Source organism: Mesorhizobium sp. J8, from assembly GCF_016591715.1.
Lineage (GTDB): Bacteria > Pseudomonadota > Alphaproteobacteria > Rhizobiales > Rhizobiaceae > Mesorhizobium.
In genome coordinates, this window is sequence record NZ_AP024109.1 from 338,065 (window position 1) to 362,939 (window position 24,875).

Annotated in this window: 20 protein-coding genes; 15 read left to right on the plus strand and 5 right to left on the minus strand. The window is 65.0% G+C overall.

What is annotated here, in order from left to right:
* Positions 1–108: 108 nt before the first annotated feature.
* From pncB to MJ8_RS01760, 7 genes are all read left to right on the plus strand, one after another.
* Complete coding sequence (gene pncB, locus MJ8_RS01730) at positions 109–1,413, plus strand: nicotinate phosphoribosyltransferase (RefSeq protein ID WP_201412799.1); 1,305 nt, start codon at positions 109–111, stop codon at positions 1,411–1,413.
* Between the two features lie 205 nt (positions 1,414–1,618).
* A complete protein-coding gene (locus MJ8_RS01735; RefSeq protein ID WP_201412800.1) occupies positions 1,619–3,058 on the plus strand; it encodes a hypothetical protein in 1,440 nt (479 codons plus the stop codon).
* Between the two features lie 153 nt (positions 3,059–3,211).
* Positions 3,212–4,516, plus strand: coding sequence for an ABC transporter substrate-binding protein (locus MJ8_RS01740; protein ID WP_201412801.1), 1,305 nt, complete (start codon positions 3,212–3,214; stop codon positions 4,514–4,516).
* Positions 4,517–4,532: 16 nt separating this feature from the next.
* Positions 4,533–5,414: a branched-chain amino acid ABC transporter permease gene (locus MJ8_RS01745; protein ID WP_201412802.1), complete on the plus strand. Its 882-nt coding sequence runs from the start codon at positions 4,533–4,535 to the stop codon at positions 5,412–5,414.
* Complete coding sequence (locus MJ8_RS01750; RefSeq protein ID WP_201412803.1) at positions 5,411–6,373, plus strand: branched-chain amino acid ABC transporter permease; 963 nt, start codon at positions 5,411–5,413, stop codon at positions 6,371–6,373. Before MJ8_RS01745 ends, MJ8_RS01750 begins: the two co-directional genes overlap by 4 nt.
* Complete coding sequence (locus tag MJ8_RS01755; RefSeq protein ID WP_201412804.1) at positions 6,370–7,098, plus strand: ABC transporter ATP-binding protein; 729 nt, start codon at positions 6,370–6,372, stop codon at positions 7,096–7,098. The genes MJ8_RS01750 and MJ8_RS01755 overlap by 4 nt, the downstream gene beginning before the upstream one ends.
* Positions 7,091–7,819: an ABC transporter ATP-binding protein gene (locus MJ8_RS01760; protein WP_201412805.1), complete on the plus strand. Its 729-nt coding sequence runs from the start codon at positions 7,091–7,093 to the stop codon at positions 7,817–7,819. Before MJ8_RS01755 ends, MJ8_RS01760 begins: the two co-directional genes overlap by 8 nt.
* On the opposite strand, the gene MJ8_RS01765 is transcribed toward MJ8_RS01760, so the two are convergent.
* Positions 7,816–9,234, minus strand: a complete 1,419-nt coding sequence (locus MJ8_RS01765) for a sodium:proton antiporter (protein ID WP_201412806.1) — start codon at positions 9,232–9,234, stop codon at positions 7,816–7,818. The genes MJ8_RS01760 and MJ8_RS01765 overlap by 4 nt on opposite strands.
* 157 nt (positions 9,235–9,391) lie before the next feature.
* Positions 9,392–10,006 carry a bifunctional nicotinamidase/pyrazinamidase gene (gene pncA / locus MJ8_RS01770; RefSeq protein ID WP_201412807.1) on the minus strand — a complete coding sequence of 205 codons (615 nt, stop codon included), beginning with the start codon at positions 10,004–10,006 and terminating at the stop codon, positions 9,392–9,394.
* Between the two features lie 322 nt (positions 10,007–10,328).
* On the opposite strand from pncA, the gene MJ8_RS01775 reads away from it, so the two are divergent.
* From MJ8_RS01775 to MJ8_RS01800, 6 genes are read left to right on the plus strand one after another with little or no spacing between them, the layout of a single operon-like run.
* Positions 10,329–11,186, plus strand: coding sequence for an FAD binding domain-containing protein (locus MJ8_RS01775; protein ID WP_201412808.1), 858 nt, complete (start codon positions 10,329–10,331; stop codon positions 11,184–11,186).
* Positions 11,187–11,233: 47 nt separating this feature from the next.
* Positions 11,234–13,981: a molybdopterin-dependent oxidoreductase gene (locus MJ8_RS01780; RefSeq protein ID WP_201415269.1), complete on the plus strand. Its 2,748-nt coding sequence runs from the start codon at positions 11,234–11,236 to the stop codon at positions 13,979–13,981.
* Complete coding sequence (locus MJ8_RS01785) at positions 13,978–15,516, plus strand: 6-hydroxynicotinate reductase (protein ID WP_201412809.1); 1,539 nt, start codon at positions 13,978–13,980, stop codon at positions 15,514–15,516. Before MJ8_RS01780 ends, MJ8_RS01785 begins: the two co-directional genes overlap by 4 nt.
* Positions 15,516–16,400, plus strand: coding sequence for a UPF0280 family protein (locus MJ8_RS01790; RefSeq protein ID WP_201412810.1), 885 nt, complete (start codon positions 15,516–15,518; stop codon positions 16,398–16,400). Before MJ8_RS01785 ends, MJ8_RS01790 begins: the two co-directional genes overlap by 1 nt.
* Positions 16,393–16,977, plus strand: coding sequence for an amino acid synthesis family protein (locus MJ8_RS01795; protein WP_201412811.1), 585 nt, complete (start codon positions 16,393–16,395; stop codon positions 16,975–16,977). Before MJ8_RS01790 ends, MJ8_RS01795 begins: the two co-directional genes overlap by 8 nt.
* Positions 16,974–17,435, plus strand: a complete 462-nt coding sequence (locus MJ8_RS01800; protein WP_201412812.1) for a MarR family winged helix-turn-helix transcriptional regulator — start codon at positions 16,974–16,976, stop codon at positions 17,433–17,435. The genes MJ8_RS01795 and MJ8_RS01800 overlap by 4 nt, the downstream gene beginning before the upstream one ends.
* 60 nt (positions 17,436–17,495) lie before the next feature.
* Here MJ8_RS01800 and MJ8_RS01805 read toward each other — a convergent pair whose 3' ends face one another.
* The 3 genes from MJ8_RS01805 to MJ8_RS01815 form a co-directional block, all read right to left on the minus strand.
* The gene (locus tag MJ8_RS01805; RefSeq protein WP_201412813.1) at positions 17,496–18,599 is read right to left on the minus strand and encodes a phosphatase PAP2 family protein; all 1,104 of its coding nucleotides are present in this window, start codon (positions 18,597–18,599) and stop codon (positions 17,496–17,498) included.
* A 106-nt stretch (positions 18,600–18,705) separates the two neighbouring features.
* Positions 18,706–20,421, minus strand: a complete 1,716-nt coding sequence (locus MJ8_RS01810) for a hydantoinase B/oxoprolinase family protein (RefSeq protein WP_201412814.1) — start codon at positions 20,419–20,421, stop codon at positions 18,706–18,708.
* Between the two features lies 1 nt (position 20,422).
* Positions 20,423–22,495, minus strand: coding sequence for a hydantoinase/oxoprolinase family protein (locus MJ8_RS01815; RefSeq protein WP_201412815.1), 2,073 nt, complete (start codon positions 22,493–22,495; stop codon positions 20,423–20,425).
* A gap of 222 nt (positions 22,496–22,717) precedes the next feature.
* Here MJ8_RS01815 and MJ8_RS01820 point away from each other — a divergent pair, with 222 nt between their 5' ends.
* Positions 22,718–23,545, plus strand: a complete 828-nt coding sequence (locus MJ8_RS01820; protein ID WP_201412816.1) for a ferredoxin--NADP reductase — start codon at positions 22,718–22,720, stop codon at positions 23,543–23,545.
* A gap of 142 nt (positions 23,546–23,687) precedes the next feature.
* The gene (gene deoC, locus MJ8_RS01825) at positions 23,688–24,734 is read left to right on the plus strand and encodes a deoxyribose-phosphate aldolase (RefSeq protein WP_201412817.1); all 1,047 of its coding nucleotides are present in this window, start codon (positions 23,688–23,690) and stop codon (positions 24,732–24,734) included.
* The last annotated feature ends 141 nt before the right edge of the window (positions 24,735–24,875 follow it).

The window sequence follows — 24,875 nt, forward strand, 5'->3', positions numbered from 1 at the left end:
TTGGCTAAAGCAATTCCATGCGACGGTCCTCCGTTCGGAATTGTTCAAACAAGGATCTGAGGCGTGACGCCCGCGTTTCCGTGCGTTGCGCTTTATGGATGAGCGAGCATGGCAAAGACCGATATAGCGCGGCGCGTCTACAACCACACCTGGAAGCTGGACCCGATCGTCCGCAGCCTGCTGGACACCGACTTCTACAAGCTTCTGATGCTGCAGATGATCTGGGGCATGTATCCCAAGGTCGACGCCACCTTCTCCCTGATCAACCGCACCACTTCGGTGCGCCTGGCCGACGAGATCGACGAGGGGGAGCTGCGTGAGCAGCTCGACCATGCCCGCACCTTGCGCTTTTCCAAGAAGGAGATGATCTGGCTGGGCGGCAACACCTTCTACGGCCGCAAGCAGATCTTCGAGCCGGAATTCCTCGCCTGGCTCGAGGATTTCCGCCTGCCCGACTACGAGTTGTCCAGGCGCGACGGCCAGTTCGAGCTCTCCTTCGCCGGGCCCTGGATGTACACGACGCTCTGGGAAATCCCGGCTTTGGCCATCATCAACGAGCTGCGCTCGCGAGCGGCGATGCGCTCCTTCGGCCCGTTCACGCTCGACGTGCTCTACGCCCGCGCCAAGGCCAAGATGTGGGACAAGACCGAGCGGCTGAAGGCCTTGCCCGGCATCCGTATTTCCGACTTCGGCACAAGGCGCCGCCATTCGTTTCTGTGGCAGCGCTGGTGCGTCGAGGCGCTGAAGGAAGGCATCGGCGAAGCCTTCACCGGCACGTCCAACGTGCTTCTGGCCATGGACAACGACCTTGAGGCTTTGGGCACCAACGCGCATGAACTGCCGATGGTCTTCGCGGCGCTCGCCAATTCCGAGGAGGAGCTGAGGCAGTCACCCTACAAGGTGCTGCAGGACTGGCAGCGCTACTATGGCGGCAATCTGCTGATCGTGCTGCCCGACACGTTCGGTACGGCCGCGTTCCTGCGCGATGCGCCGGACTGGATCGCCGATTGGACAGGCTTCCGCCCCGACAGCGCGCCGCCGATCGAAGGCGGCGAGAAGATCCTCGCCTGGTGGCGCGAGAAGGGCAAGGATCCCAAGCAGAAGCTGCTCATCTTCTCCGACGGCCTGGAAGTCGAGACCATCGAGGAGACCTATCGTCACTTCAAGGGCAAGGTGCGCATGTCCTTCGGCTGGGGCACAAACCTCACCAACGATTTCGAGGGCTGCGCGCCGACCGAAACCAAGAGCCTCGACGCCATCTCGCTCGTCTGCAAGGTCAGCGAGGCCAATGGAAGGCCGGCGGTGAAGCTGTCGGACAACCCCGCCAAGGCGACGGGGGACGAGAAGGAGATCAAAAGATATCTCAGGATTTTCGGCGAGAAGGGGCGGGTGGAGCAACTGGTGAAGGTGTAGAGCGGTGGCGGTGATGTCCTCGCCTGGATCACCACCTGACGCCCATAACCCCGAAATGTTGAGCTCCCGCCCACCCCCCTCTGTCCTGCCGGACATCTCCCCCGCAAGGGGGGAGATCGGATGTCGCCTCGGCCTTCGCCAATTTTCGACGTCGCAGAAAGAGGCGGTGCGCTCGAAGCTGCCAATCTCCCCCCTTGCGGGGGAGATGTCCGGCAGGACAGAGGGGGGTGTGAAGGATCGCGGCGCTGGCGTTGTTTTCGCATTGGCCACCGCCCTCGCCGCTCTCCCCACCTCCGCCTTCGCCCACGCCTCCGACGGCGGCCACGTGCTGCTTCTCCCGACGGGCTACTACATCGCCGGCGGCGCTTTTGCCGTGGCCGTCAGCTTCCTCGTCCTGGCGTTTCTGCCGCCCGCCGCGCTCGACAATTTCTTGCGCAAGCGCCTGGCGCTCTTCGCGTTCGGCGATCGCCCTCGCGCCATCGTCAGCCTGATTTCATTTGCCGGCTTCGTATTGCTGATCGCGGCGGGCCTTCTCGGCAGCCGCGACCCGCTTTCCAACCCGCTGCCGCTCGTGATTTGGACGCTGCTTTGGGCCGGCTTCACGCTGCTGCAGGGCGTGTTCGGCGACCTGTGGTCGTGGCTCAACCCGTGGTACGGCCCTTGGCGCGTCGCCTCTCGCGTCTTCGGCCTTCAAAGCGACGAGGCAAAGCCGTCACGCCTGCCGCCATGGCTGGGCTACTGGCCGGCCTTCGCGCTGTTCGTCGCCTTCGCCTGGTTCGAGCTGGTCGACCCGGCGCCCGACGATCCGGCCCGCCTTGCCTTTGCCGCCGGCATCTACTGGCTGGCGAGCTTTGTCGCGATGCTTCTCTTCGGCTATGGCGGCTGGAGCAAGCGCGGCGAATTCCTCACGGTCTTCTTTTCCATGGTCGCCCGCTTCGCGCCACTTGAGCGGCGGGATGGCCGGCTGTCGCTCTGCTGGCCCGGCGCCAAGCTGCTCGCCGCCGAGCCGCTGCCGTTGAGCGGCACGGCTTTCCTCCTGCTGTCGCTGTCGTCGGTATCCTTCGACGGCCTGTCGAAAACCTTCTTCTGGCTCGGCCTGTTCGGCGTCAATCCGCTGGAATATCCCGGCCGCACCGCGCTGATCGGCGTCGGCAGCTTCGGCCTCGTGCTCACCTTTGTCCTGCTCGCGGCGGTGTTCACGTTGGCCGTCTTTCTCGGCCAGCGCCTCGCCGGCGATGCGCAGTCGTTCGGAAAAACCGCCGGCCTGCTGGTCTGGTCGATCGTGCCGATCGCGCTTGCCTATCACATCGCGCATTACCTCACGGTGCTTTTGGTAGACGGCCAGTATGCGCTGGTCGCGCTCTCCGATCCTTTCGGGCTCGGCTGGAACCTGTTCGGCACCGCCAATAGGATGGTCGAGGCCGGCATCGTCGCCGGCGCGGAGTCGGCCTGGTGGCTGTGGAACCTGCAGGCCGGCGTCATCATCGCCGGCCATGTGCTGGCGGTGGTCGTCGCGCATGGCCTCACCTGGCGGCTGCATCCGCAAGCCTCCCGCGCGGCACTCAGCCAGCTTCCGCTGACGCTCCTGATGATCGCCTATACGATATTCGGCCTTTGGTTGCTTGCCACACCGACGGCGGGATGAGACAAGGGCGCCCTCAATACCGTTGGGGAAGCTCGCTTGCCACGTCGCGGCTTTGGTGATTTAGTTTGTACACATGCAATTTTCGCGTCCTCCGAGCGCGGAGGATCGAGCCGCCTTATCGCTGGTCAAGACTGAAAAAACAGGGGAACGGACATGGCTGACAAGAACGGATTTTTCGACCTCTCCAAGACGACGCTGTCGCGCCGCAGCGCGCTGAAGGGCATCGCCGCGGGCACCGGCCTTGCGCTGGCCCCCGGCTTCGTCCGCTACAGCCAGGCGCAGAGCTCGGCGCCCATCAGAATAGGCTTCCAGTCGCACCGCACCGGCATCGGCGCCGCCTATGGCCGCTGGTACGAGAGGACGAGCGCGGCCGCCGTCAAGGCGATCAACGACGCCGGCGGCATCGGCGGCCGCAAGGTCGAGCTGGTGATCGAAGATGACGGCACCGATCCGGCGCGCGGCGCCGAAGTGGTCAACAAATTCGCCAAGCAGCACAAGACCGACATCGTTTTCGGCACGCTTTTTTCGCATGTCGTGATCGGCTCGGCGCCGGCCGCCGGCGAGAACAAGATCCCCTATTTCGTGGTCAGCGAAGGCCATCACGTCGCCTCCACCAAGCTCAACCGCTACGTCTTCCAGCCCGGCATCACCGATGTGAAGAGCCAGATCCAGTCGATGGCGCCGTGGATCGCTGCCAACGCCGGCAAGAAGGTGACGCAGATCTTCCCCGACTTCGCCTTCGGCTACGACCATCGCGACTACCTGCCGCCTGCGCTGAAGGCGCAGGGCGCCGACGTGATCGCCCAGATCGCCATCCCGCCGACGGAGTCGTCCTTCACGAAATACTTCCCGCAGATCCCGGCCGAGACCGAGGTGATCTACCACGTCATGGTCGGCCCTGCCGTGCTCACCTTCGTCAAGGAGCTCGGCGAGTTCTACGGCTCGCAGCGACCGCAACTCTTCGGCTTCATCGATTCGCTCGAAGCCGTCGACATCAACAGCCCCGGCCTCGAATTCCTCGATGGCAGCCATTTCTGGGAAGGCTCGCCGCGCTATGCGCAGCCTGACGATTCCGCTGCGCAAAAAGCCTATCGCGCCGCCGTCGGCATCGACGACAATGGCGCCGCCGTCGGTGATCCCAAGGACGTCTCCACCGCAGCCCATATGTTCGGCTGCTGGGAAACGCTCTATGTCGTCAAGAAGGCGATGGAGGATGCCGGCTACAAGGGACCCGAGGACCGCGCCAAACTGATCGAGGCCACCGAGGCGTTGAAGGAATTCGCCGAAGGGCCGGAGCATCCGCAGGGCCCGAAAACCTTCAACGGCAAGATCCACCAGTGCTTCGGCATCCAGAACATCTCCAAGATCGAAGGCGGCAAGCTCAAGGTCGTCCACAAGACCAAGATCGAAGACGGGCTCTACGAGCCGGAAGGGGATTACACGACGCAGGCGCTGTGAGCTTGCCTCATAGCTGATGCACTTCGGACCCCACCTCCTCCTCGCCGCTCTCGAAGGCCTCGTCACTTCTGCGGTGCTGGCGCTGACGGCGCTTGGGCTGTCGCTGGTGTTCGGCGTCATGCGCGTCGTCAACGTCGCGCATGGCGAGTTCTTCATGCTGGGCGCGGTGCTCGCCTGGGCGGTCTCGACGGCGATCTCCGGCCACCCGGCGATCGGCTTCGTGGCAGCACTTGTGATCGCGCCCTTGCTCGTCGGGCTGGTCGCGCTCGTCGCCGAGCGGCTGGTGTTGCGCCGGCTGAACTACAATCCCGAAGGCACCATCGTCGCCACTATCGGCATGCTCTACATCATCCAGCAACTGGCGCTGACCTTCTACGGCCCCGAGGCGCGCCCGGTGGAGCCGCCCTTCAGCTACCGCATCCTTTTGCCGTGGTTCGGCTATTCCGGCTACAAGCTGTCGGTGGTCGCCGCCTCCGCCATTCTGCTGGTGATCACCTGGCTGGTGCTGACCCGGACGAAAATCGGCCTGATCATGCGCGCCACGCAATATGACCGCGAGACGGCGCAGGCCTTCGGCATTCCGGTCGAGCGCGTCTATGCCGGCGTCTTCGCCGTCGGCGCCATGCTGGCGGCGATCGCCGCGGTGCTGATAGTGCCGATCAGCCAGGCGCATTATCTGATGGGACAAGACCCGCTGCTGCTCTCCTTCATCGTCGTCATCATCGGCGGACTCGGCTCGTTGCGCGGCACCATCGTCGCGGCGGTCCTGATCGGCCTCTCCGACGGCATCGTCTCGATGTTCTTCTCGCCGACGCTCGCCAAGATCATCGCCACGCTGGTCGTCGCCATGGTGCTGGTGTTCCGGCCGCAAGGCCTGTTCGGGACGACATCCAGATGAGGGATGCTTCGCCGGCAAAGACCTACGCCCTGCATATCGGCGTCATCGCGCTTCTGTTCGCGCTGAACTTCGTCCTGCCGGATTATCACCAGGGCCTGTTCGCCCGCATCATGGCGCTGGCCGTCTTCGCCATGGGCTACAACCTGCTCTTCGGCTATGTCGGCCTGCTCAGCCTCGGCCACGCCATGTTCTTCTCCGCCGGCCTGTACGGCGCCGGCCTGACCATGTATCACCTCGGCTGGGGCGTTCCGGAAGCCTTCGTCGCCGGTATCGCCTGCGGCGCGCTGCTGGCCCTGGCCGTCGGCCTACTGGCGCTGCGCACCTCGGGTGTCGCCTTCATGATCGTCACCATGATGTTCGCCCAGGTCTTCTATCTGCTTATCCTCTATTTCGCCGCCTGGACCGGCGGCGACCAGGGCCTCGTCATCCAGCAGGCGTCGCGGGTGGTCTCGATCGGCGGCGCCTCCTTCGACCTGACCGATCCAACCGTGCGCTACATGAGCGCGCTGGCGCTGTTCGCGGTCGTGCTGCTCATCACACTTGCCGTCGTCCGCTCCCGCTTCGGCCGTGTGCTGGTCGCGATCCGCGAGAACGAGGAACGGACCAGGATGCTGGGCTACGACACGGTCGCCAACAAGCTTGCCGCGGTCGTCGCCTCCGGCGCCATCTGCGCTGCGTCCGGTGCTGCCTATGCCTTGCTGTTCGGCTATGTCGGATCGAATTTCGCATCGATCCAGTATTCGATCCTGCCGCTGCTCTGGGTGCTGCTCGGGGGTGCCGCGACCACGCTCGGCCCGCTGGTCGGCACCCTGTTCATGTATTATGTCACCGACATCACCAGCGGCTTCACCTCCGCCTATCTGCTGATCGTCGGCGTGGCGCTCATCCTGCTCGTCCTGTTCGCCCCGAAAGGCATTATGGGCAGCATCCGCGAGCGCTGGCTGGGGTGGCTGCCATGACGCCGCTGCTCACCACCAAGGGCCTGTCGCGCAATTTCGGCGGCTTGCGCGCCGTCGACGGCGTCGACTTCGCGCTGATGCCGGGCGAGATCCGCGCCGTCATCGGTCCCAATGGCGCCGGCAAGACCACTTTCGTCAGCCTGCTCTCGGGCCGCATCCGTCCGTCCTCCGGCAGGGTCGTCTTCGACGGCGCCGATATCACTGCCATGCCGGCTTACAAACGAGTTCGCCTCGGCGTCGCCTACACGTTCCAGATCACCAGCGTCTTTGCCAATCTCACGGCCTTCGACAATGTCGCGCTGCCGGTGCAACGCACGCTGACCGACGGCCGCTCGAAGGGGCAGGTCAGGACCGGCGTCATGGCGGCGCTCGAACGCACCGGCCTGGCCGACCGCGCCGGCACGCCGGCCGGGCAGCTTTCCTACGGACACCAGCGCCTGCTCGAAGTCGCGATGGGCCTGGCGCTGAAGCCGCGCCTGCTCATCCTCGACGAGCCGACACAAGGCCTGGCCGATAGCGAGATCGACAATTTCATCACGCTGGTGCGCGAGATCGCCAAGGACGCAACGGTGCTTCTGATCGAGCACAACATGCCGGTGGTCATGCAGCTTGCCGACCGCATCACCGTCGTCAATTCGGGAAAGATCCTCGCCGAAGGTACGCCGGATGAGATCCGCGCCAACCGCCAAGTCCAGGACGCCTATCTCGGAGCGACCCATGGCTGACACCGTTGGAACCGATGGTGGATTGCTTGCCATCTCCGGCCTCGATTGCTTCTATGGCGAGGTGCAGGTGCTCTACGGTCTCGACCTGGCCTTGAACAAGGGCGAGGTGCTGTGTCTGTTCGGCCGCAACGGCGCCGGCAAGACGACGACGCTGAAGGCGATCATGGGTCTGGTGCCGGCAGCGGCCGGCTCGATCAAGCTGGACGGCAAGGAACTGACCGGCCTCGCCGCGCATGACGTGCCGAAGGCCGGCGTCGCCTATGTACCCCAGGGCAGGCGGCTGTTCGCCGAGATGACGGTGGCGGAGAACATCGAGATCGGGCTGATGGCGCGCGGCAAGGGCAGAGAGGCGCGTGAAAACGTCCTCGATCTCTTCCCGTTGCTCAGGGAGCGGCTGAAGCAGCGCTCCGGCACGCTCTCCGGCGGCGAGCAGCAGATGCTGGCCATGGCCCGCGCGCTCTGCCTCGAGCCGCAGGTGCTGCTACTCGACGAGCCGACCGAAGGATTGATGCCGTCGATGATCGCCAAGATCCGCGAGACGGTGGCGAAGTTGCGCGAGCTCGGCGTCTCGACCATCCTGGTCGAGCAGCGTGTCGACGCCGTGCTGTCGGTGGCGGATCGTGTCTGCTTCATCGAGAACGGCCGCAACCGCGAGACGGTCGATGTCGAGGCACTGCGGGCCGATCCGTCGGCGGTGCGAAGATATGTGGGTGTCGGTTAGAAAAAAAGGAATCCCGCAATCAAAAACGTCGGGATCAGCACAAGGCCCGACCACGCCATGTAGCCGAAGAAGCCCGGCATCTTGAAGCCGCGATGCCTGGCGATGGCAAAGACCATGAAGTTCGGCGCGTTGCCGATATAGGTGTTGGCGCCCATGAACACCGCGCCGGCCGAGATCGCGGCAAGCGTCGAGGCGGTCTCCGTCATCAAGTGGCGCGCATCGCCGCCGGCCAGCTCGAAGAACACCAGATAGGTCGGCGCGTTGTCGAGGAAGGACGACAGCGCCCCGGTCAGCCAGAAATAGGCGAGGTCGTTGGGCTGGCCTTCCGTGGAGCTGACCAGCGCCACCAGCGGCGCCAGCGCGCCGTCCTGGCCGGCCCGCAGGATAGCGATGACCGGCACGATGCAGACGAAGATTCCGGCAAAGAGTTTCGCCACTTCGGCGATCGGCCCCCAGGTGAAGCCATTGGCCTCCCTGTGGCTCTTGTACGAGACCTTCAGCGACAGCAAGGCCAGCGCCAGGATGATGGCGTCGCGCACCAGGTTCTGCAGCTCGAGGCCAACGCCGAGGATCGGGACGCTGACGCCCGGTTTCCAGCTCGCCGAAAGCAGGATGGCGCCGATCACGCCGGCGAGCAACGGCAAATTGGCCAGGCCGCGCAGGCGCACCTTCGTGTCCGGCGTCGGGTCCTTGATCTTCGGCATGCCACCCTCCCGCCGATGCAGCACAGTGTCGAGCGCCAGGAAGACGATGAGCACCAGCCCGCCTGTGAACAGCGTCTCGCGCCACAGATTCGCGGTCGTCCAGAAGAAATCGACGCCGCGCAGGAAGCCGACGAACAAGGGCGGGTCGCCGAGCGGCGTCAGCGAACCGCCTATGTTGGAGACCAGGAAGATGAAGAAGATGACCACATGGGCGTTGAACGGCCGGTTGTCGTTGGCGCGCAGCATCGGCCGGATCAGGATCATAGAGGCGCCGGTCGTGCCGATCACCGAGGCGAGCAGCGCGCCGATGAGCAGCAGGCCGGCATTGGTGAGCGGCGTGCCGTGGATGTTGCCGGCAAGCAGGATACCGCCCGAGATCGTGTAGAGCGCGAACAACAGGATGATGAAGGACAGATACTCGGTGAGCAGCGTGTGCAGCACCGCTTCGCCTGCGGTCGCGATGCCGAAGGCGACTGCCAGAGGAACCACGACCAGCGCCGCCCAGGCGGCGGCGATCTTGCCGTAGTGATGTTCCCAGACATGTTGGAAGAGCAGCGGTCCGGTGGCGATCGATAAAAGCAGGCCGGCGAAGGGCAACGCCCACCAGAGCGACATGGCGGCGCCCGGCAACTCATGGATTTCGGCGGCGAAAGCTTGTGCAGGAAGCAGCAGCGCGATCGCGAGCGCGGCAAATGCGAGACGCCCCCTCATCCGGCCGCTTCGCGGCCACCTTCTCCCCGGTGGGGAGAAGAGGCTGGCGCCAGCGCCGGCGACCTCCTCTCCCCTCGGGGAGAGGTCGGATTGCCCCGAATTGCTCTTCGCAATTCGGTTGGCAATCCGGGTGAGGGGGGCCTTCCCCACAGTCCGGTCAATCCGCCGAATGATCTTCGAGCGTCACGCCGGCTTCGCGCATGCGTTTCAGCATCGCCTCGACCGAGCCGTTGAGATCGATGCCGCGGCAGGCGTCGAGCCTGACCGTGGTCTTGAAGCCCTGCTTCGCGGCGTCGAGGGCGGAGAAGGCGACGCAGAAGTCGGTGGCGAGCCCAACCAGCGTGATCGTGTCGATGCCGCGTTCCTTGAGATAGCCGCCAAGGCCGGTCGGCGTCGTGTGGTCGTTCTCGAAGAAGGCCGAATAGGAATCGATCGCGGTGCGGAAACCCTTGCGGATCACCAGTTCCGCCTTGGTCCATGCCAGCCCGGAATGGAAATCGGAACCAAGGCTCCCCTGGATGCAATGATCCGGCCACAGCGTCTGCGGTCCGTAAGGCATCTCGATCGTCTCGAACGCTTGCCTTCCGCGATGGCTGGAGGCAAAGCTCGAATGTCCGGCCGGGTGCCAGTCCTGCGTCAGGATCACATGGTCGGTCCGGCGGATCAGGTCGTTGACCAAAGGCACGATCTCGTCGCCGCCGGCAACCGCCAGCGCGCCGCCCGGGCAAAAATCGTTCTGCAGGTCGATGACGATGAGCGCTTCTTCGGCCATGCGGCTTCCTCTCGTTTCGGCCCTGGTTCTACCCCCTGGTTGGTTTGGGGGCTCCAGTCCAAAGCCGCTGACGCGACCGGAGAGGGAACCTTGACCAGATGGCCCGCGGCGTCAACCTCCGGCGCCATAACAATCGCGTTCAGCTCTTCGCGGCGCCAACTCCGGCCCAACTCCGGCTTTGACAATTCCGAACGGCCTGATATCATTTGCATACGAATGAATTTGACCGGCCCGTGCGCCGGCAAGAACACCCGAAGCAGGCACTTCGGAGGGCCAGGGGAAGGCTCTTTTTCGGGAAGGCCAATTGTCTGGAAGGCAGAGCGTGATCCGTTATGCGAAACCCACCACGGTCGACGAGGCGCTCGCTCTGCTTGGCGAGGATCGCTGGCGCATCCTCGCCGGCGGCACGGATTTCTACCCAGCGCAGGGCGCGAAACCTTTCCGCGACAACATCCTCGACATCAACGGTCTCGCCGAACTGCGCGGCATTGCCGAGACCGACGAGCATTGGCGCATCGGCGCCCGCACGACCTGGACCGATATCGTGCGCTACCCATTGCCGGCGGCGTTCGAGGCGTTGAAATCGGCGGCGCGCGAGGTCGGCTCGGTCCAGATCCAGAACGTCGCCTCGGTTGCGGGCAATCTCTGCAATGCCTCGCCCGCTGCCGATGGCGTGCCGGCGCTTTCGGTCCTCGACGCCGATGTCGAATTGCGCTCGGCGAAAGCCACCCGCCATCTGCCGCTCGGCGCGTTCATCCTCGGCAATCGCCGCACGGCGCTGCAGCCCGGCGAGATGGTCACCGCCATCCGTGTCCCGAAGCGTTCCGCGGCCGGCGCCTCGGCTTTCGTCAAGCTCGGCGCCCGGCGCTATCTCGTCATCTCGATCGCCATGGCCGCGGCGCGGCTGGTGGTCGAGGATGGCATCGTCGCCGAAGCGGCGATCGCCGTCGGCTCCTGTTCGGCGGTCGCATGCCGTCTCGCCGGCGTCGAGGCGGTCCTGCGTGGCCGGCCAGTCACGTCCGCGCTTGCCGATGCCGTGCTGTCGGCGCCGTTCGATGAACTGTCGCCGATCGCCGATGTGCGCGGCAGCGCCGAATACCGGGAGCAAGCGGCGCGCGAGATCGTCGTCCGCGCCATGCGCGCGGCAACCGGGCTCGATCAAAGCAAGGTGGCCGCATGAGCATGGTCCAATCCGGCACCGCCAAATCCGGCATGGCCCAATCCGGAATGGAACGCGCCGACATTGCCTTCGAGGTCAACGGCGCCGCCGTCAGCGTCTCCGTGCCGCCGGTGCGGCGCCTGTCGCAGGTCTTGCGCGACGAGTTGCAGCTGACCGGCACCAAGGTTGGCTGCGATGCCGGCGATTGCGGCGCCTGTACGGTGCTTGTCGACGGCAATCCGGTCTGTGCCTGCCTGATGCCGGCGGCCACGGTGTCCGGTGCCGCCGTCACCACCGTCGAGGGCCTTGCCAATGGCAGGCTGTCGGCGCTGCAGGCCTCGTTCCTCGAACATGGCGCCGCGCAATGCGGCATCTGTACACCCGGCCTGCTGGTCGCGGCCACCGCGCTTTTGGAGCGCAACCCCACGCCAAGCGAGGCCGAGACGCAGGATGCGCTGGGCGGCGTGCTCTGCCGCTGCACTGGCTACAGGAAGATCGTCGCGGCGGTGATGGGCGCGTCGCGGCACATGAACGGGATCGATCTTCGCCTGCCGGAAGCGGGCCGCGCCGTCGGCGCCTCGCCGATCCGCCTCGACGGCATGCCGAAGGTCACCGGCGGCGAGAAGTTCGGCGGCGATTCCTTTCCAGCCGACGCGTTGTCCGTGCTGGTCATCCGCTCACCGCACTATCATGCCCGCTTCAGCTTTGGCGATCTCGGCGCCTGGACCAAGGCACATCCAGGCATCGCCGGCGTCTTCACCGCCGCCGATATTCCGGGAAAGAATTGCTTCGGCGTCATCGGTCCCTTTGCCGACCAGCCGGCGCTTGCCGAGGATTTTGTCCGCTTGCGCGGCGAGGCGGTGGCGCTGGTGGCGGGCGAGCGTGAGGCCATTCTCGATCTCGACCTGACGGATTTTCCGATCACTTGGACCGAACTGCCGCCTATGCTGCAGCCGTGCGAAGCAAAGGCCGAAGGCGCCGCGCTGATCCACAGCCACCGTCCCGCGAACCTGCTCACCTCCGGCTATGTCGAGCGCGGCGATCCTGAAGCAGCGCTTGCAGGTGCTGCCGCCAGGGTCTCGGGCGCCATCGAGACTTCCTTCGTCGAGCACGCCTATATCGAGCCGGAAGCCGGTTACGCTTACATGGATGGCGACACGCTCGTCGTCGTCGCCTGCACCCAGGCCCCTTACATGGACCGCGACGAGACGGCCAAGGTGCTGGGCCTTGCCGTCGACAAGGTGCGCATCGTGCCGACCGCCACCGGCGGCGGCTTCGGCTCGAAGCTCGATGTCTCGCTGCAGCCGCTCATCGGCCTTGTCGCGATGAAGACGGGCCGGCCGGCCGCGCTCGCCTACACCCGCAACGAATCGATGATGTCGACCACCAAGCGTCACCCCGCCGAGATGAAGGCGTCCATCGGCGCCGACGCCGAAGGCCGTATCACCGGCATGGTCTTCGAGGGCGATTTCAACACCGGCGCCTATGCCAGTTGGGGGCCGACCGTCGCCAACCGCGTGCCGGTGCATGCCTCCGGTCCCTATCTTACGCCGAACTACCGGGCGACCGGCCATGCCATCCACACCAATGGCCCGATCGCCGGCGCCTTCCGCGGTTTCGGCGTGCCGCAAGCCACCATCATGCAGGAGACGCTCTATGACGAGCTCGCCGGCAAGCTTGGCATGGATAGGCTGGAGTTCCGGCTAAGGAACTGCCTGCGCGACGGCTGCGAGACGGTCACCGGCCAGCGCCTGGAGTCCGGCGTCGGCATCGGCGAATGCCTCGAGCAGCTCAAACCGCATTGGGCGCGCGCGCTGGCGGATGCGGAGGCGTTCAACGCGGCCCATGCCGCAAGCAAGCGCGGCGTCGGCATCGCCTCCTGCTGGTATGGCTGCGGCAACACTTCCTTGCCCAATCCCTCGACCATCAAGGTCGGCATTTCGCCTTCCGGCGAGGTGATCCTGCATCAGGGCGCGGTCGACATCGGCCAGGGCTCCAACACGGTCATCACCCAGATCTGCGCCGACGCGCTCGGCCTGCCGCTGGACAGGTTCAAGCTGAAGAGCGCCGATACCGCCATCACGCCTGACGCCGGCAAGACATCCGCCTCGCGCCAGACCTTTGTCACGGGCAAGGCGGCGGAGAAAGCAGGCCGCGCCTTGCGCGAGAAGATCCTGCGCTTCGCCAATGTGTCGGAGCAGGCGACGATCGCGCTGGACGGCGCAAGCATCTCCATCCGCGAAGGCGATGCTGCGCGGCGCATCGATCTCGCGGCGCTGAAGGCCGATGCAGACGGTTTTGTCTTCGTCGCCGAGGAAACCTACGACCCGCCGACCCTGCCGCTCGACGCCAGGGGCCAGGGCAAGCCCTATGCCGTCTATGGCTATGGCGCGCAGATCGCCGAGCTCGAGGTCGATCTCAAGCTCGGCACCGTGAAGCTCATCAAGATCACGGCCGCGCATGACGTCGGCAAGGCGATCAACCCGGTGCTGGTCGAGGGCCAGATCGAGGGCGGAATCGCGCAAGGCATCGGCATGGCGCTGATGGAGGAATACATCCCCGGCCGCACCGAGAACCTGCACGATTATCTCATTCCTACCATCGGCGACGTGCCGCCGGTCGAGCACATACTGGTCGAGGTTCCGGATCCCGAAGGGCCGTTCGGCGCCAAGGGTCTGGGCGAGCATGTGCTGATCCCGACAGCGCCGGCGATCCTCAACGCCATCCGTCATGCAACCGGCGTCCTGGTCACCAAGGTGCCGGCGACGCCGAGCCGCATCCTGGCGGCGATCCGCGAGAAGGAGGCGCGCCGATGAGCGAGCTTGCCGAACGTTTCGAAACTCACGATCCCGGCGAGAAGCAGGTGGCGGAGAAGATCCGCTGCGATGCCTGTCCGGTCATGTGCTACATCGCCGACGGCCGAACCGGCGCTTGCGACCGCTACGGCAATATCGGCGGCCGCATCGTGCGCATGGACCCGCTGACCATCCTCGACCACGCGGCCGAGACCGGCGGCGCGGTCGTGCCGTTCGTCGCCGAAGGCGAAGCCTGGAGCGGCGAGCTGGTCAACACCGGCCGCCGCTTCGTCACCGCGATCGGCGCCGGCACCACCTATCCCGATTACAAGCCGGCGCCCTTCATCGTCAGCCAGGAGGTCGAGGGCGTCGACCTCGTCACTGTCGTCACCGAAGGCATTTTTTCGTACTGCGGCGTCAAGGTGAAGATCGACACCGATCGCCATATCGGCGACGAGACGGCGACGGTGCGTTCCGAAGGCGAGGCGATCGGCCATGTCACGACAGGCGAATACGGCTCGCAGATGCTGTCGCTCGGCGGCGTGCATCACCTGACCGGCGGCTCGAAGGCGGAGGGGCGCGCCACCTGCGACGCGCTGCTCAATCTCTGCAACAGGAAGCCGGTCGAGCTCACCATCGATGGCGGCGCGACGGTCATCGTCGAAGCCGGCAAGGCGCCGGTCATCGACGGCAAGATCGAACACCGCATGCGCGTCGGCTGCGGCTCGGCCACCATCGGCATGTTCGCCACGCAATGGCGCGGTCTGGTCGATGAGGTGGTGGTGGTCGACGACCACATCACCGGCGTCGTCTCCGAACATCAGGCCGGCAAGGTTCTGGGCTGGGAGGACACCGGCATAAAGATCATCGGCCGCCGTTCTACGCCCGGCCGCTACTTCAAGGTCTCGGAGCCCGGCCTCGGCTGGGGCGGCACGACGATCTCCGACCCGCTGTCGATCCTTGGCGACTGGAACGCCAAGAAGGGCGCGCGCCCCGGCCTGTCGCTGCTGATGGTGTCGACCACCGGCGAGCAGTTCGCCTATTACGAGTTGGACGACGAGTTGAAGCCGGTCCAGAAGCCATTTCCAGAGCGGTTGCAAAAGTCGGTCGGCCTGATCGAGGACAATTGCGAGCCGGCGCTCTGCACGGTGCTGTTCATCGGCGGCGCCGGCGGCTCGCTCCGCGCCGGCGTCACCGAAAACCCCGTCAACCTCACCCGCTCGGTTCAGGGCTTGAAGACCTATGTGACCGTCGGCGGCGCGCCTGTTTATGTCTGGCCGGGCGGCGGCATCACGCTGATGGTCGACGTCACCCGCGTGCCGGAAGGCGCCTTCGGCTATGTGCCGACGCCGGCGCTGGTGGCGCCCATCGAGTTCACCATGCGCCGCGACGACTATGTCCGGCTCGGCGGCTACGAGAATGAGATCCGCAGCGTCGAGGACATTCTCGCCAAGGGTGGCGAGTATCTAAACCCGCGCAGCAATACCGGCGCGCCGGCCGGCAATCCCTGGCCGCCGCTGGCGCAGTTGCGGCGCGCGGCGAACGGTGCCGGCTGATGAACGGCCCGCAGGCGCATTGGCTTGCCGACGGCCGGCGACTCCATCTCAACCACGGGCCGATCGATCTGATCGTGGAGGCTTTTGGTGAGCCGGATGAGCGTCGCGCCGCCTACGAGCAGGCTGTCGCGCGCTTCCAGACGATCCTGATCGAGGTCGTCGAGGAACTGCCCGAGTTGCGCCTGCCGGCCTTCTTCCTGGCGCCGCGTGACTTCGCCGGCCCGACCGCCCGCCGTATGGAGGCCGCTGTCATGCCGCTGGCGGAATGCTTCATCACGCCGATGGCCGCCGTTGCCGGTTCGGTAGCCGACGAAATTCTCGGCGCCATGCTCGCCGGCCGGCGGCTCGACCGCGCCTATGTCAACAACGGCGGCGACTGCGCGCTCCATCTTGGCAGCGGCCGGTCGATGACGGTGGCGATCGCCGGCACCGGGAATGGCATGGCCGATCGTGTCGGCATCCGCGCCGAGGATGGCGTTCGCGGTGTTGCCACCAGCGGCTGGCGCGGGCGGTCGTTTTCGCTGGGCATTGCCGATGCCGTCACCGTTTTAGCGCGCACCGGCGCCGAGGCCGACGCCGCGGCAACGCTGATTGCCAACGCCGTCGACCTGCCCGGTCACCCTGCCATCGCGCGCGTTCCGGCGCGCGACCTCGCGCCCGACAGCGATCTGGGTGAGCAGCTGGTGACACAAAGCGTCGGCGCGCTTTCGCCCGACGAGGTTGCCCGGGCGCTGGACAAGGGCCTCGCGGTCGCCGAAGATTTTCGCCGGCGCGGCCTGATCGCCGCCTCGGCGCTGTTTCTGGCGGGCGAGGCCCGCATCAGTGGCTCGGTGACGCTCGCTGCGCCCAACAAGCATGCACAGGAGGAATTTGCCGATGCCTGAGTTTCCGATCCGCAAGATCGCGGTGCTGAATGAGGAGATCTTCCACGAGGGCGGACCAGCGGCGAAGGAGCCGCGCCTGCGCGCCGCTGCCATGGCGCTTGTGAAGAATCCATTCGCCGGCCGTTATGTCGAGGATCTGCAGGGCGCGATGGAAGACCTTAAGCCGCTCGGGCTTCTGCTGTCGGACAGGCTGATCGCGGCGCTCGGCGGCGACGTCAAGAAGATCGACGGCTACGGCAAGGGCGCCATCGTTGGCACGGCCGGCGAATTGGAGCATGGCGCGCTCTGGCACGTGCCGGGCGGCTACGCCATGCGCGAGCGTCTCGGCGACGCCAAGGCCATCGTGCCCTCGGCCAAGAAGGTCGGCGCGTTCGGGTCAAAGCTCGACGTGCCGCTCGGCCACATCAACGCCGCCTATGTCCGCAGCCATTTCGACGCGATGGAAGTGGGCATCAGCGACGGCCCGCGTCCCGACGAGATCCTGTTCTGCCTCGCCATGACCTGCGGTCCGCGCGTCCACAACCGCATGGGCGGCCTGGCGGCAGAGGACATCAAGGCATGGGATGGCCTCAGATGAGCGGCGAGGACAATCTGCTGCGGCTGGTCGAGGCCGAGGATGGCGACGAGAACAACTACCATCTGCAGGACCAGGTCGGATTCATCCTGCGCAAGGCGCATCAGCGCCATGTCTCGATCTTTGCCTCGCATATCGGCGACCTGACACCGCCGCAATTCGCTGCTTTGGCCAAGCTCTACGACATCGGCGAGACCTCCCAGAACCAGTTGGGAACGCTGATTGCCATGGACGCCGCAACCGTGAAGGGCGTCATCGACCGGCTGAAGGCGCGCGGCCTTGTCGAAGTCTCCAAGCACGAGGTCGACAAAAGGCGGCTGCTGGTCAATCTGACGCCGGAAGGCCGGGAGGCGATCGAGCGGTTGATCCCGCTCGCGCGCGCCATCACCGAGGAGACGCTGGCGCCGCTGACCGCCAAGGAAGTCGCGACATTCCTGCGACTGCTGGCAAAACTAGCTTAGAGCTCATCCGAAAGCTGGGACCCGGTTTTCGGAAAGATCATGCCCTGACAAAAGTTAAGGTCAGGATGCGGCTTCGGCTACCGGCTTTGAGGACCATGCACCCGTCACCCTCTTGCCGTCGCTGATGCTTGCGGTGCGCCGCCAGATCAAGGCCACGACCAGCATCGAAACGTAGCCGTCAGCAGCATAGTGCCAGCCTGTATAGACCGAACCGAACAGGATGACGATCGCGAATGCCCAGCCTGCAATGCCGAGCCAGCGGTTGAGCCGCCCAAGGTAAAACGCATTCAGCGTGGCGACCGCCATATGCATGCTGGGCATGGCGGAAATCCCGGAACCAAGCGCCGGCATGTCGTTCTTATAGGTGGCAAGAAGGTAGCTGGAATAAGATAGGACGTGCTCGTTGGAGGGCCGCTGCTTCAACACGTCCAGAAGCTCGGCATAGCGATCGCCGCCCACCAATTCCTGGTAAAAGATCGGGCCGACGGAGGAAAACAACGTCGCCATGACCGTTCCGACCACCATAAACACAAGGGCCATCGCGGCGAGATACCGCAGGTGCACCGGCTGGTTGGCGAGTAGCGCTGCAAAAAACACCAAGCCGAACCATTCGAGAAACCAGAGTCTGGCATAGGTCACCGCTACGACCGTCGCCAGAAGGTCGGAGTCGAATGCGTGAGCGATGCGCCATGGCGCCTGACCGTGCAGCAGTTCGCCGAAATCGGCCAGGGCTTTGTCGCAGTAAAAGGGGACGATGTCGGGTATGTTCACCTTGTAGGTCGTGAACGCGGAGAGCATCAGCATGAACATGATCACGACAATCGCCGCCCGCAGCCCATTGGTGCGGATCGACATTGCGATGAATGTGACCGGAGCCTTCGGCGACAGGGCAATCGCCATTGGGATCGCCACTGCCAGAAAGCTGAGCGGTCCAAAGACGAAAAGCCGCAGCAAGTACATCTCTGCCATCGCGGAATATGCCGACGGCCAGATCAGCGCCGCCATGGTGATATAGACCAGGCACAGCCCGAACAGCTTTTGCGGAACATTGCCCAATTCGGGGAAACGCGCGAGCCGACCAAGTTGCCATCGCGCACGGTCTGGTGAACTTGCACTCTCAAGTAAATCGTCGGATAGCTCCACGACCGTCCCCCGAAACGTCATCGAGGGTTCCTATCTATAATTGTCGGCTTAATATCTCCTTATCCAATCGGTTCATGTCCGAAGTTCCAAACGGGTAACTATTTTAGGCGTATATAATATATTGATACTATAGCCGGGGAGCGCCCGGCGGCGAAGAGACAACTATGCCGAACATCTCCTCCGCCTGTTCGGATGTATAGTAGCCAAGTCGAATGTCTTCCGCGACCAGCTTCGGGTCGCGCTCGCGCGGGTCGCCATAGCCGCCGCCGCCCGGCGTGCCGACGCGCACGCGGTCGCCGGCTTTCAGCGCGATGTCCTGTTCCTTGGAAAGATGCGGCGGCACATGCGCTTCGCCGTTCCGGAACACGGTCACGCTGTTCGGCGCGCCGTCCTTGCCGCCGAGCGCGCCCTGCGGGCCGAAGCGGCCGTGGTCCATGACGAAGGAAGCACGGGCCTCGCCGCGCAGGATTTCAACCTCATAGGCAAGCCCGAAGCCGCCGCGATGTTTTCCCGCGCCGCCGGAGCCTTCGCGCAGCGCGTAGTGCCGGTAGAGCACCGGAAACGCCTGCTCCATGATTTCGACCGGCGGCGATTTCGAAATGCCGATGGTCGAGCAGCCATTGCTCAAGCCGTCATGGCTGGCATTGCCGCCATAGCCGCCGCCGGAAATCTGGTACATGACATAGTCGCGCCCGCGCGCCGGATCGTTGCCGCCGAGCGCGAAATTCCCGCTGGAACCGGCGGGTGCGGCCGTCACCTTCTCCGGCAATGCCTGCACCATCGCCGCGAATACCGCCTCGGCGATGCGCTGTGAAACCTCCGCCGCGCAGCCCGAGACCGGCCGAGGATATTTCGCGTCGAGGAAGGTGCCCTCCGGCCGCTTGACGGTCAGCGGCTCGAAGGCGCCGGCGCTGATCGGCACCTCCGGGAAAATATGCCGCATGGCGAGATAGACCGACGATAAGGTCGTCGCCAGCACGCTGTTCATCGGGCCTGCACATGGCTTCGACGAGCCGGCGAAATCGAAGGCCAGCGTGTCGCCTTTTTTCTCGACGGCGAGATTGATGGTCAGCGGCTCGTTCACCACGCCGTCGGAATCGACGAAGGCCTGAGAGCGGTAGGTACCGTCGGGTATGACGGCGATCGAGGCGCGCATCTGCTCGGCGGCGCGGCTGCGCAGCTCCGCGATCGCCTCGACGACGGTTTCGTCACCGTAACGATCCAGGATTTCGTTCAGCCTGTCCTGGCCAATCACCAAAGCCGCCGCCTGCGCGCGGATGTCGCCGATGCGCTGGTCGGCAACGCGGATGTTCGAGCAGATGATGGCGTAGATCTCGGGATCGAGCACGCCCTTCTTGAACAGTTTGACCGGCGGCAGCCTGAGCCCTTCCTGCTCGACGGCAGTGGCCGAAGCGGAGAAGCCGCCAGGCACCGAGCCGCCGATATCCGGCCAATGCCCGGTGTTGGAAAGCCAGCAAAAGATCTTGCCGCCGCGATAGACCGGCATGACGAAGCGCACATCCATCAGATGCGTCCCGCCGAGATAGGGATCGTTGACGATGTAAATGTCGCCCGGCTCCGGTGCGAGGCAGCGACCGTCGGCGATCATCTCGATCACCATCCTGGTCGAATATTGCATGACGCCGACGAAGACCGGCAGGCCCTGGCTGCCTTGCGCGATCAGCGAGCCGTCGACGGCCGAGTAGATGCCGTCAGAGCGGTCGTTGGCTTCGGCGATGACCGGCGAGAAGGCCGCGCGCGAGAAGGTCAGGTCCATCTCGTCGCAGACCTGCTGCAGCGCCGCCTGCAGCACCGAAAGCGTGATCGTGTCGAGCGTGCTCATCTCAGGCCTCGCCGATGTCGATGATGATGTTGCCGTCGGCGTCCGAGCGCGCCCGGTCGCCGGGTTCGAGCACGGTGGTGGCGTCCATTTGTTCGAGGATCGCCGGCCCTTCGATCACGGCGTCGAGCGGCAGCTTTTCGCGGGCATAAACCGGCGTGTCGTGCCAGGTGCCGTGATACCAAACCGGACGGATCTCCCGCCGCGCTTCCTCGAGCGTCGCCGCGCGTCCTGCCGGATCGATCAGCCGCGACAGGTCGATCTGCGGCCGCACGCCGGTGACCGAGGTGTTGAGGTTGACGAGGTTGGCGCGGATTTCCGGCAACTCGACCTTGAAGCGGGCGAAGTAAGCTTTTTCGAACAGAAGCTGCAGCGTTTCTCGTGAAACCGAGGACGACGGCAGCGGCACGTTGATGATGTGTGTCTGGCCGACGAACTGCATGTCGGCCGAATGGGTGACGCGGATCGCGTCCGGCTTCACCGCTTCCTTGGCGATGAGCATCTCGCCTTCGTTACGGTGCCGTTCCAATACCTCGCGAAGCATGGCTTCGTCGAGCAGCTTCACTGGCTGGTTGATTGTGTTGACGAAGTCGTGCCGCAGATCCGCGACGACGCAGCCGAGCGCGTTGGTGATGCCCGGGCGCGCCGGCACCAGCACGCGCGGGAGGCCGAGCTCGCGGGCAAGCGCCGTCGCGTGCAGCGGTCCGGCGCCGCCGAAGGCGAACAGCGCGAAATCGCGTGGGTCATGGCCGCGCGACACCGAGACCATGCGGATCGCGCCCGCCATCTTCATGTTGCCGAGCCTGAGCACCGCGCCCGCCGCCTCGACGCCGGAAAGGCCGGTGCGCTTGCCGATCGTCTCTTCGAAAATGCCGGTGACGCGTTCGACGGTGACCGGATTGTCGACCGCGAGCAGCCTCTTCGGCGCCAGGCGCCCCAGCACGAGATTGGCGTCGGTGATCGTCGGCTGGGTGCCGCCGCGCCCGTAGCAGATCGGGCCGGGATTGGCGCCGGCGCTTTCCGGGCCTATCTGGATCAGCCCTGCTGCGTCGACCCGCGCGATCGAGCCGCCGCCGGCGCCGACCGTATGCACCGCCACCATCGGCACATGGATCGGCATCGCATATTCGATCTCGATCTCGTTCGAGACGGCGGGTTCCGCATTGCGGATCAGCGCCACGTCGGTCGAGGTGCCGCCCATGTCGTAGGTGACGAGGTTGCCGAAGCCGGCGCGCTTGCCCGTATAGGCGGCGGCGATCACGCCCGAGGCCGGACCGGACATCACGGTCTTCGCCGATTCCAGCGTGACGAAGCGGGCTGAGATCATGCCACCATTGCCGTTCATGATCAGGAAGTCGCGGGCGTAGCCTTTCGCGCCGAGCTCTTTGCGCAGCCGCTCGACATAGCGCTCGAGGATCGGCTGCACGGAGGCGTTGACCGCTGCCGTCACGCCGCGCTCGAACTCGCGCGCTTCCGAAAGCAGCGCGTGTCCGGTGGTGATATGGCCGTTCGGCCAGAGCTCCGCCGCGATCTCCGCCGCCCGCCTTTCATGCGCTGGGTTGGCGTAGGAATGCAGGAAGTGGATGACCAGCGACTCGCAGCCGGCGTCGAGCAGCTTCTTCACCGCATCGCGCATCTCGGCTTCGTCGAGTTGAATGCGCACGGCGCCGGAAGCCTCGACCCGTTCCGACACTTCGAGCCGAAGGTCGCGGGGAATGACGGGGACAAACGTACCCGTCATGCCATAGGCCTGCGGCCTCGTGCGGCGGCCAAGCTCGATCACGTCACGAAAGCCGCGCGTGGTGATCATGCCGGTCCGCGCCAGGCGGCGCTCCAGCACGGCGTTGGTCGTGGTCGTCGTGCCATGCACGATGAGGTCGATGCCGTCGATCGGAAAGCCGGTCGCGCCGAGCGCGGCGACCACGCCGAAGGCCTGGTTTTCCACCGTGGTCGGGGTCTTGGCGATATGGACCTTGCCGCCGGCCTTGCCATCTATCAAAAGCAGGTCGGTGAAGGTTCCGCCTACATCGATGCCAGCCACGACGCTTCCCGCCGACGCTGAAAATTTCTCATTCATTGCCGAAACCCGAAATACCAGGACTACGGATATGCCGCGGTTTGGAACCGCATTTTACGTCGCCATCTTGACCTCAAGATCATTTGTATACTAATAAGTTTCCGACACAAGAGCTTACCGCTAGGCAATGTGCAGCGGGCACGTCGGAACCTGACCGTTCGGACGCGCAGGAGAAAGTTTGGCGCCCGGTGCGTTTCGTCTGGGCCGGAAAGTTGGGTTGGAATGAACACGACATCCGCGTTGAACGTCGCTGGCGCAAGGCCGCTGCAGTTCCCGATCCCGGCCAATGTCTATGCCGAAACCGTGGTGTCGGTGAAGCATTACACTGACCGGCTGTTCTCCTTCCGCATCACCCGGCCGCAGTCACTGCGCTTCCGTTCCGGCGAGTTCGTCATGATCGGCCTGCCCAATGCCGAGAAGCCGATCTTCCGAGCCTATTCCGTCGCCAGCCCGGCCTGGGATGATGAGCTCGAATTCTTCTCGATCAAGGTGCCGGACGGCCCGCTGACCTCCGAGCTGCAAAAAATTCAGGTCGGCGACACCGTCATCATGCGCCAGAAGGCGACCGGCACGCTAGTGCTCGATGCGCTGACGCCCGCCAAGCGCGTGTTCATGATCTCGACCGGCACCGGCATAGCGCCTTTCGCCAGCCTGCTGCGCGATCCCGACACCTATGAGAAGTTCGATCAGGTGATCCTCACCCACACCTGCCGCGACATTGCAGAGCTCACTTACGGCCAGGAACTGGTGGCGGCGCTCGAGAACGATCCTCTGATCGGTGAGCTGACCGCGGGCCGCGTCACGCTATACAATTCGACGACCCGCGAGGAATCGGCGCGCATGGGCCGTATCACCGCGCTGATCGGGTCCGGAAAATTCTATTCCGACCTCGGCATCGACAAGCTCAATCCCGAGACCGACCGCATCATGATCTGCGGCTCGATGCATATGCTGAAGGACGTCAAGGAGCTTGCCGAAAGCCTCGGCTTCCAGGAAGGCTCCTTGAGCCATCCGGCCAGCTTCGTCGTCGAGCGCGCCTTCGTCGGCTGAGGCACGCGTCCGCCGGTTTGACCCTGCGGTCAAAAATCGGCTGCTTTTGCTGTCTTTTTCCGCTATGAGCCACCGAAAGACTCGTGAAGCAACGCTTCACGGGCTATCCTTCGGCGTACGCAGCTGAATAAGAGGGCAGGAGATGAGCACGATCCGCGAAGCAGGCGCAGGCGCGTCCAAGGTGATGCCGCTGCCGGCGCGCGCCGCCGCCAACACGCCGCTGCCGCTGGAACACGGCATCGCCCGCAACCCCGGCATGAAGCTCGATCTCGGCTTCCTGGAATCGGTGCGCAGCGTCAACCGCTCGGCGCTGGAGCGTCGTGTCGCCACGCTCACCAAGCGGCGCTCGATCAAGGCCGACAACCAGGCGGCCTGGCTTTTGCGGGCCATCGCCTGCATGGACCTCACGACGCTCAATTCCAACGACACCGACGAGCGCGTGCGCCGACTCTGTGCCAAGGCGATCAACCCGCTGCGCCGCGACATCGTCGAGGGTCTCGGCATATCGGGCGAGACGATCCGGCCGGCGGCGGTCTGCGTCTATCATCCCTTCGTCGCGACCGCGGTCGACGCCGTGCGCGGCACAGGCATCCATGTCGCCGCGGTCTCCACCGCCTTTCCGCACGGCCTGGCGCCGCTCTCGACCCGCCTGCAGGAGATCGAGGCCTCGGTGAAGGACGGCGCCGACGAGATCGACGTCGTCATCCCGCGCGGCCTGGTCTACGGCGCCAAGTGGCGCGAGCTGTTCAACGAGATCGTCGCCATGCGCGCCGCCTGCGGCGACGCCCATCTCAAGGTCATCCTCGGCACCGGCGACCTTTCCACGCTGCGCAATGTGATGCTCGCCTCGATGGTGGCGATGATGGCGGGCGCCGATTTCATCAAGACCTCGACCGGCAAGGAAAGCGTCAACGCCACGCTTCCCGTCGGTCTTGCCATGGTCCGCGCCATCCGCGCCTATTTCGAGGAAACCGGCTATCTCATCGGCTTCAAGCCGGCGGGCGGCATCTCCACCGCCAAGGTCGCGCTCGACTGGCTGGTGCTGATGAAGGAAGAGCTTGGCCGGCCCTGGCTTGAGCCGGAGCTGTTCCGCTTCGGCGCGTCGAGCCTGCTCACCGACATCGAACGCCAGCTCGAACATCATCTGACCGGCCACTATTCGGCCAACCACCGCCACGCGATGGCGTAGGGCGAGCGAAGGCCTTGAGCGCCGAGCTCCTTCGCGCCCCCCTCTGTCCTGCCGGACATCTCCCCCACAAGGGGGGAGATCAGCTCGCGCCTTTGTCCGCTCCAGTCCTGCAACGCTGGAGATTGGCGAAATCGCCGATGA

Bases quoted from the DNA above. Each gene is read 5' to 3' on its own strand.
- pncB (WP_201412799.1), top strand. From the start codon at position 109: ATGGCAAAGACCGATATAGCGCGGCGCGTCTACAACCACACCTGGAAG.
- MJ8_RS01735 (WP_201412800.1), top strand. From the start codon at position 1,619: ATGTCCGGCAGGACAGAGGGGGGTGTGAAGGATCGCGGCGCTGGCGTT.
- MJ8_RS01740 (WP_201412801.1), top strand. From the start codon at position 3,212: ATGGCTGACAAGAACGGATTTTTCGACCTCTCCAAGACGACGCTGTCG.
- MJ8_RS01745 (WP_201412802.1), top strand. From the start codon at position 4,533: ATGCACTTCGGACCCCACCTCCTCCTCGCCGCTCTCGAAGGCCTCGTC.
- MJ8_RS01750 (WP_201412803.1), top strand. From the start codon at position 5,411: ATGAGGGATGCTTCGCCGGCAAAGACCTACGCCCTGCATATCGGCGTC.
- MJ8_RS01755 (WP_201412804.1), top strand. From the start codon at position 6,370: ATGACGCCGCTGCTCACCACCAAGGGCCTGTCGCGCAATTTCGGCGGC.
- MJ8_RS01760 (WP_201412805.1), top strand. From the start codon at position 7,091: ATGGCTGACACCGTTGGAACCGATGGTGGATTGCTTGCCATCTCCGGC.
- MJ8_RS01765 (WP_201412806.1), bottom strand. From the start codon at position 9,234: ATGAGGGGGCGTCTCGCATTTGCCGCGCTCGCGATCGCGCTGCTGCTT.
- pncA (WP_201412807.1), bottom strand. From the start codon at position 10,006: ATGGCCGAAGAAGCGCTCATCGTCATCGACCTGCAGAACGATTTTTGC.
- MJ8_RS01780 (WP_201415269.1), top strand. From the start codon at position 11,234: ATGGAACGCGCCGACATTGCCTTCGAGGTCAACGGCGCCGCCGTCAGC.
- MJ8_RS01785 (WP_201412809.1), top strand. From the start codon at position 13,978: ATGAGCGAGCTTGCCGAACGTTTCGAAACTCACGATCCCGGCGAGAAG.
- MJ8_RS01790 (WP_201412810.1), top strand. From the start codon at position 15,516: ATGAACGGCCCGCAGGCGCATTGGCTTGCCGACGGCCGGCGACTCCAT.
- MJ8_RS01795 (WP_201412811.1), top strand. From the start codon at position 16,393: ATGCCTGAGTTTCCGATCCGCAAGATCGCGGTGCTGAATGAGGAGATC.
- MJ8_RS01800 (WP_201412812.1), top strand. From the start codon at position 16,974: ATGAGCGGCGAGGACAATCTGCTGCGGCTGGTCGAGGCCGAGGATGGC.
- MJ8_RS01805 (WP_201412813.1), bottom strand. From the start codon at position 18,599: ATGACGTTTCGGGGGACGGTCGTGGAGCTATCCGACGATTTACTTGAG.
- MJ8_RS01810 (WP_201412814.1), bottom strand. From the start codon at position 20,421: ATGAGCACGCTCGACACGATCACGCTTTCGGTGCTGCAGGCGGCGCTG.
- MJ8_RS01815 (WP_201412815.1), bottom strand. From the start codon at position 22,495: ATGAATGAGAAATTTTCAGCGTCGGCGGGAAGCGTCGTGGCTGGCATC.
- MJ8_RS01820 (WP_201412816.1), top strand. From the start codon at position 22,718: ATGAACACGACATCCGCGTTGAACGTCGCTGGCGCAAGGCCGCTGCAG.
- deoC (WP_201412817.1), top strand. From the start codon at position 23,688: ATGAGCACGATCCGCGAAGCAGGCGCAGGCGCGTCCAAGGTGATGCCG.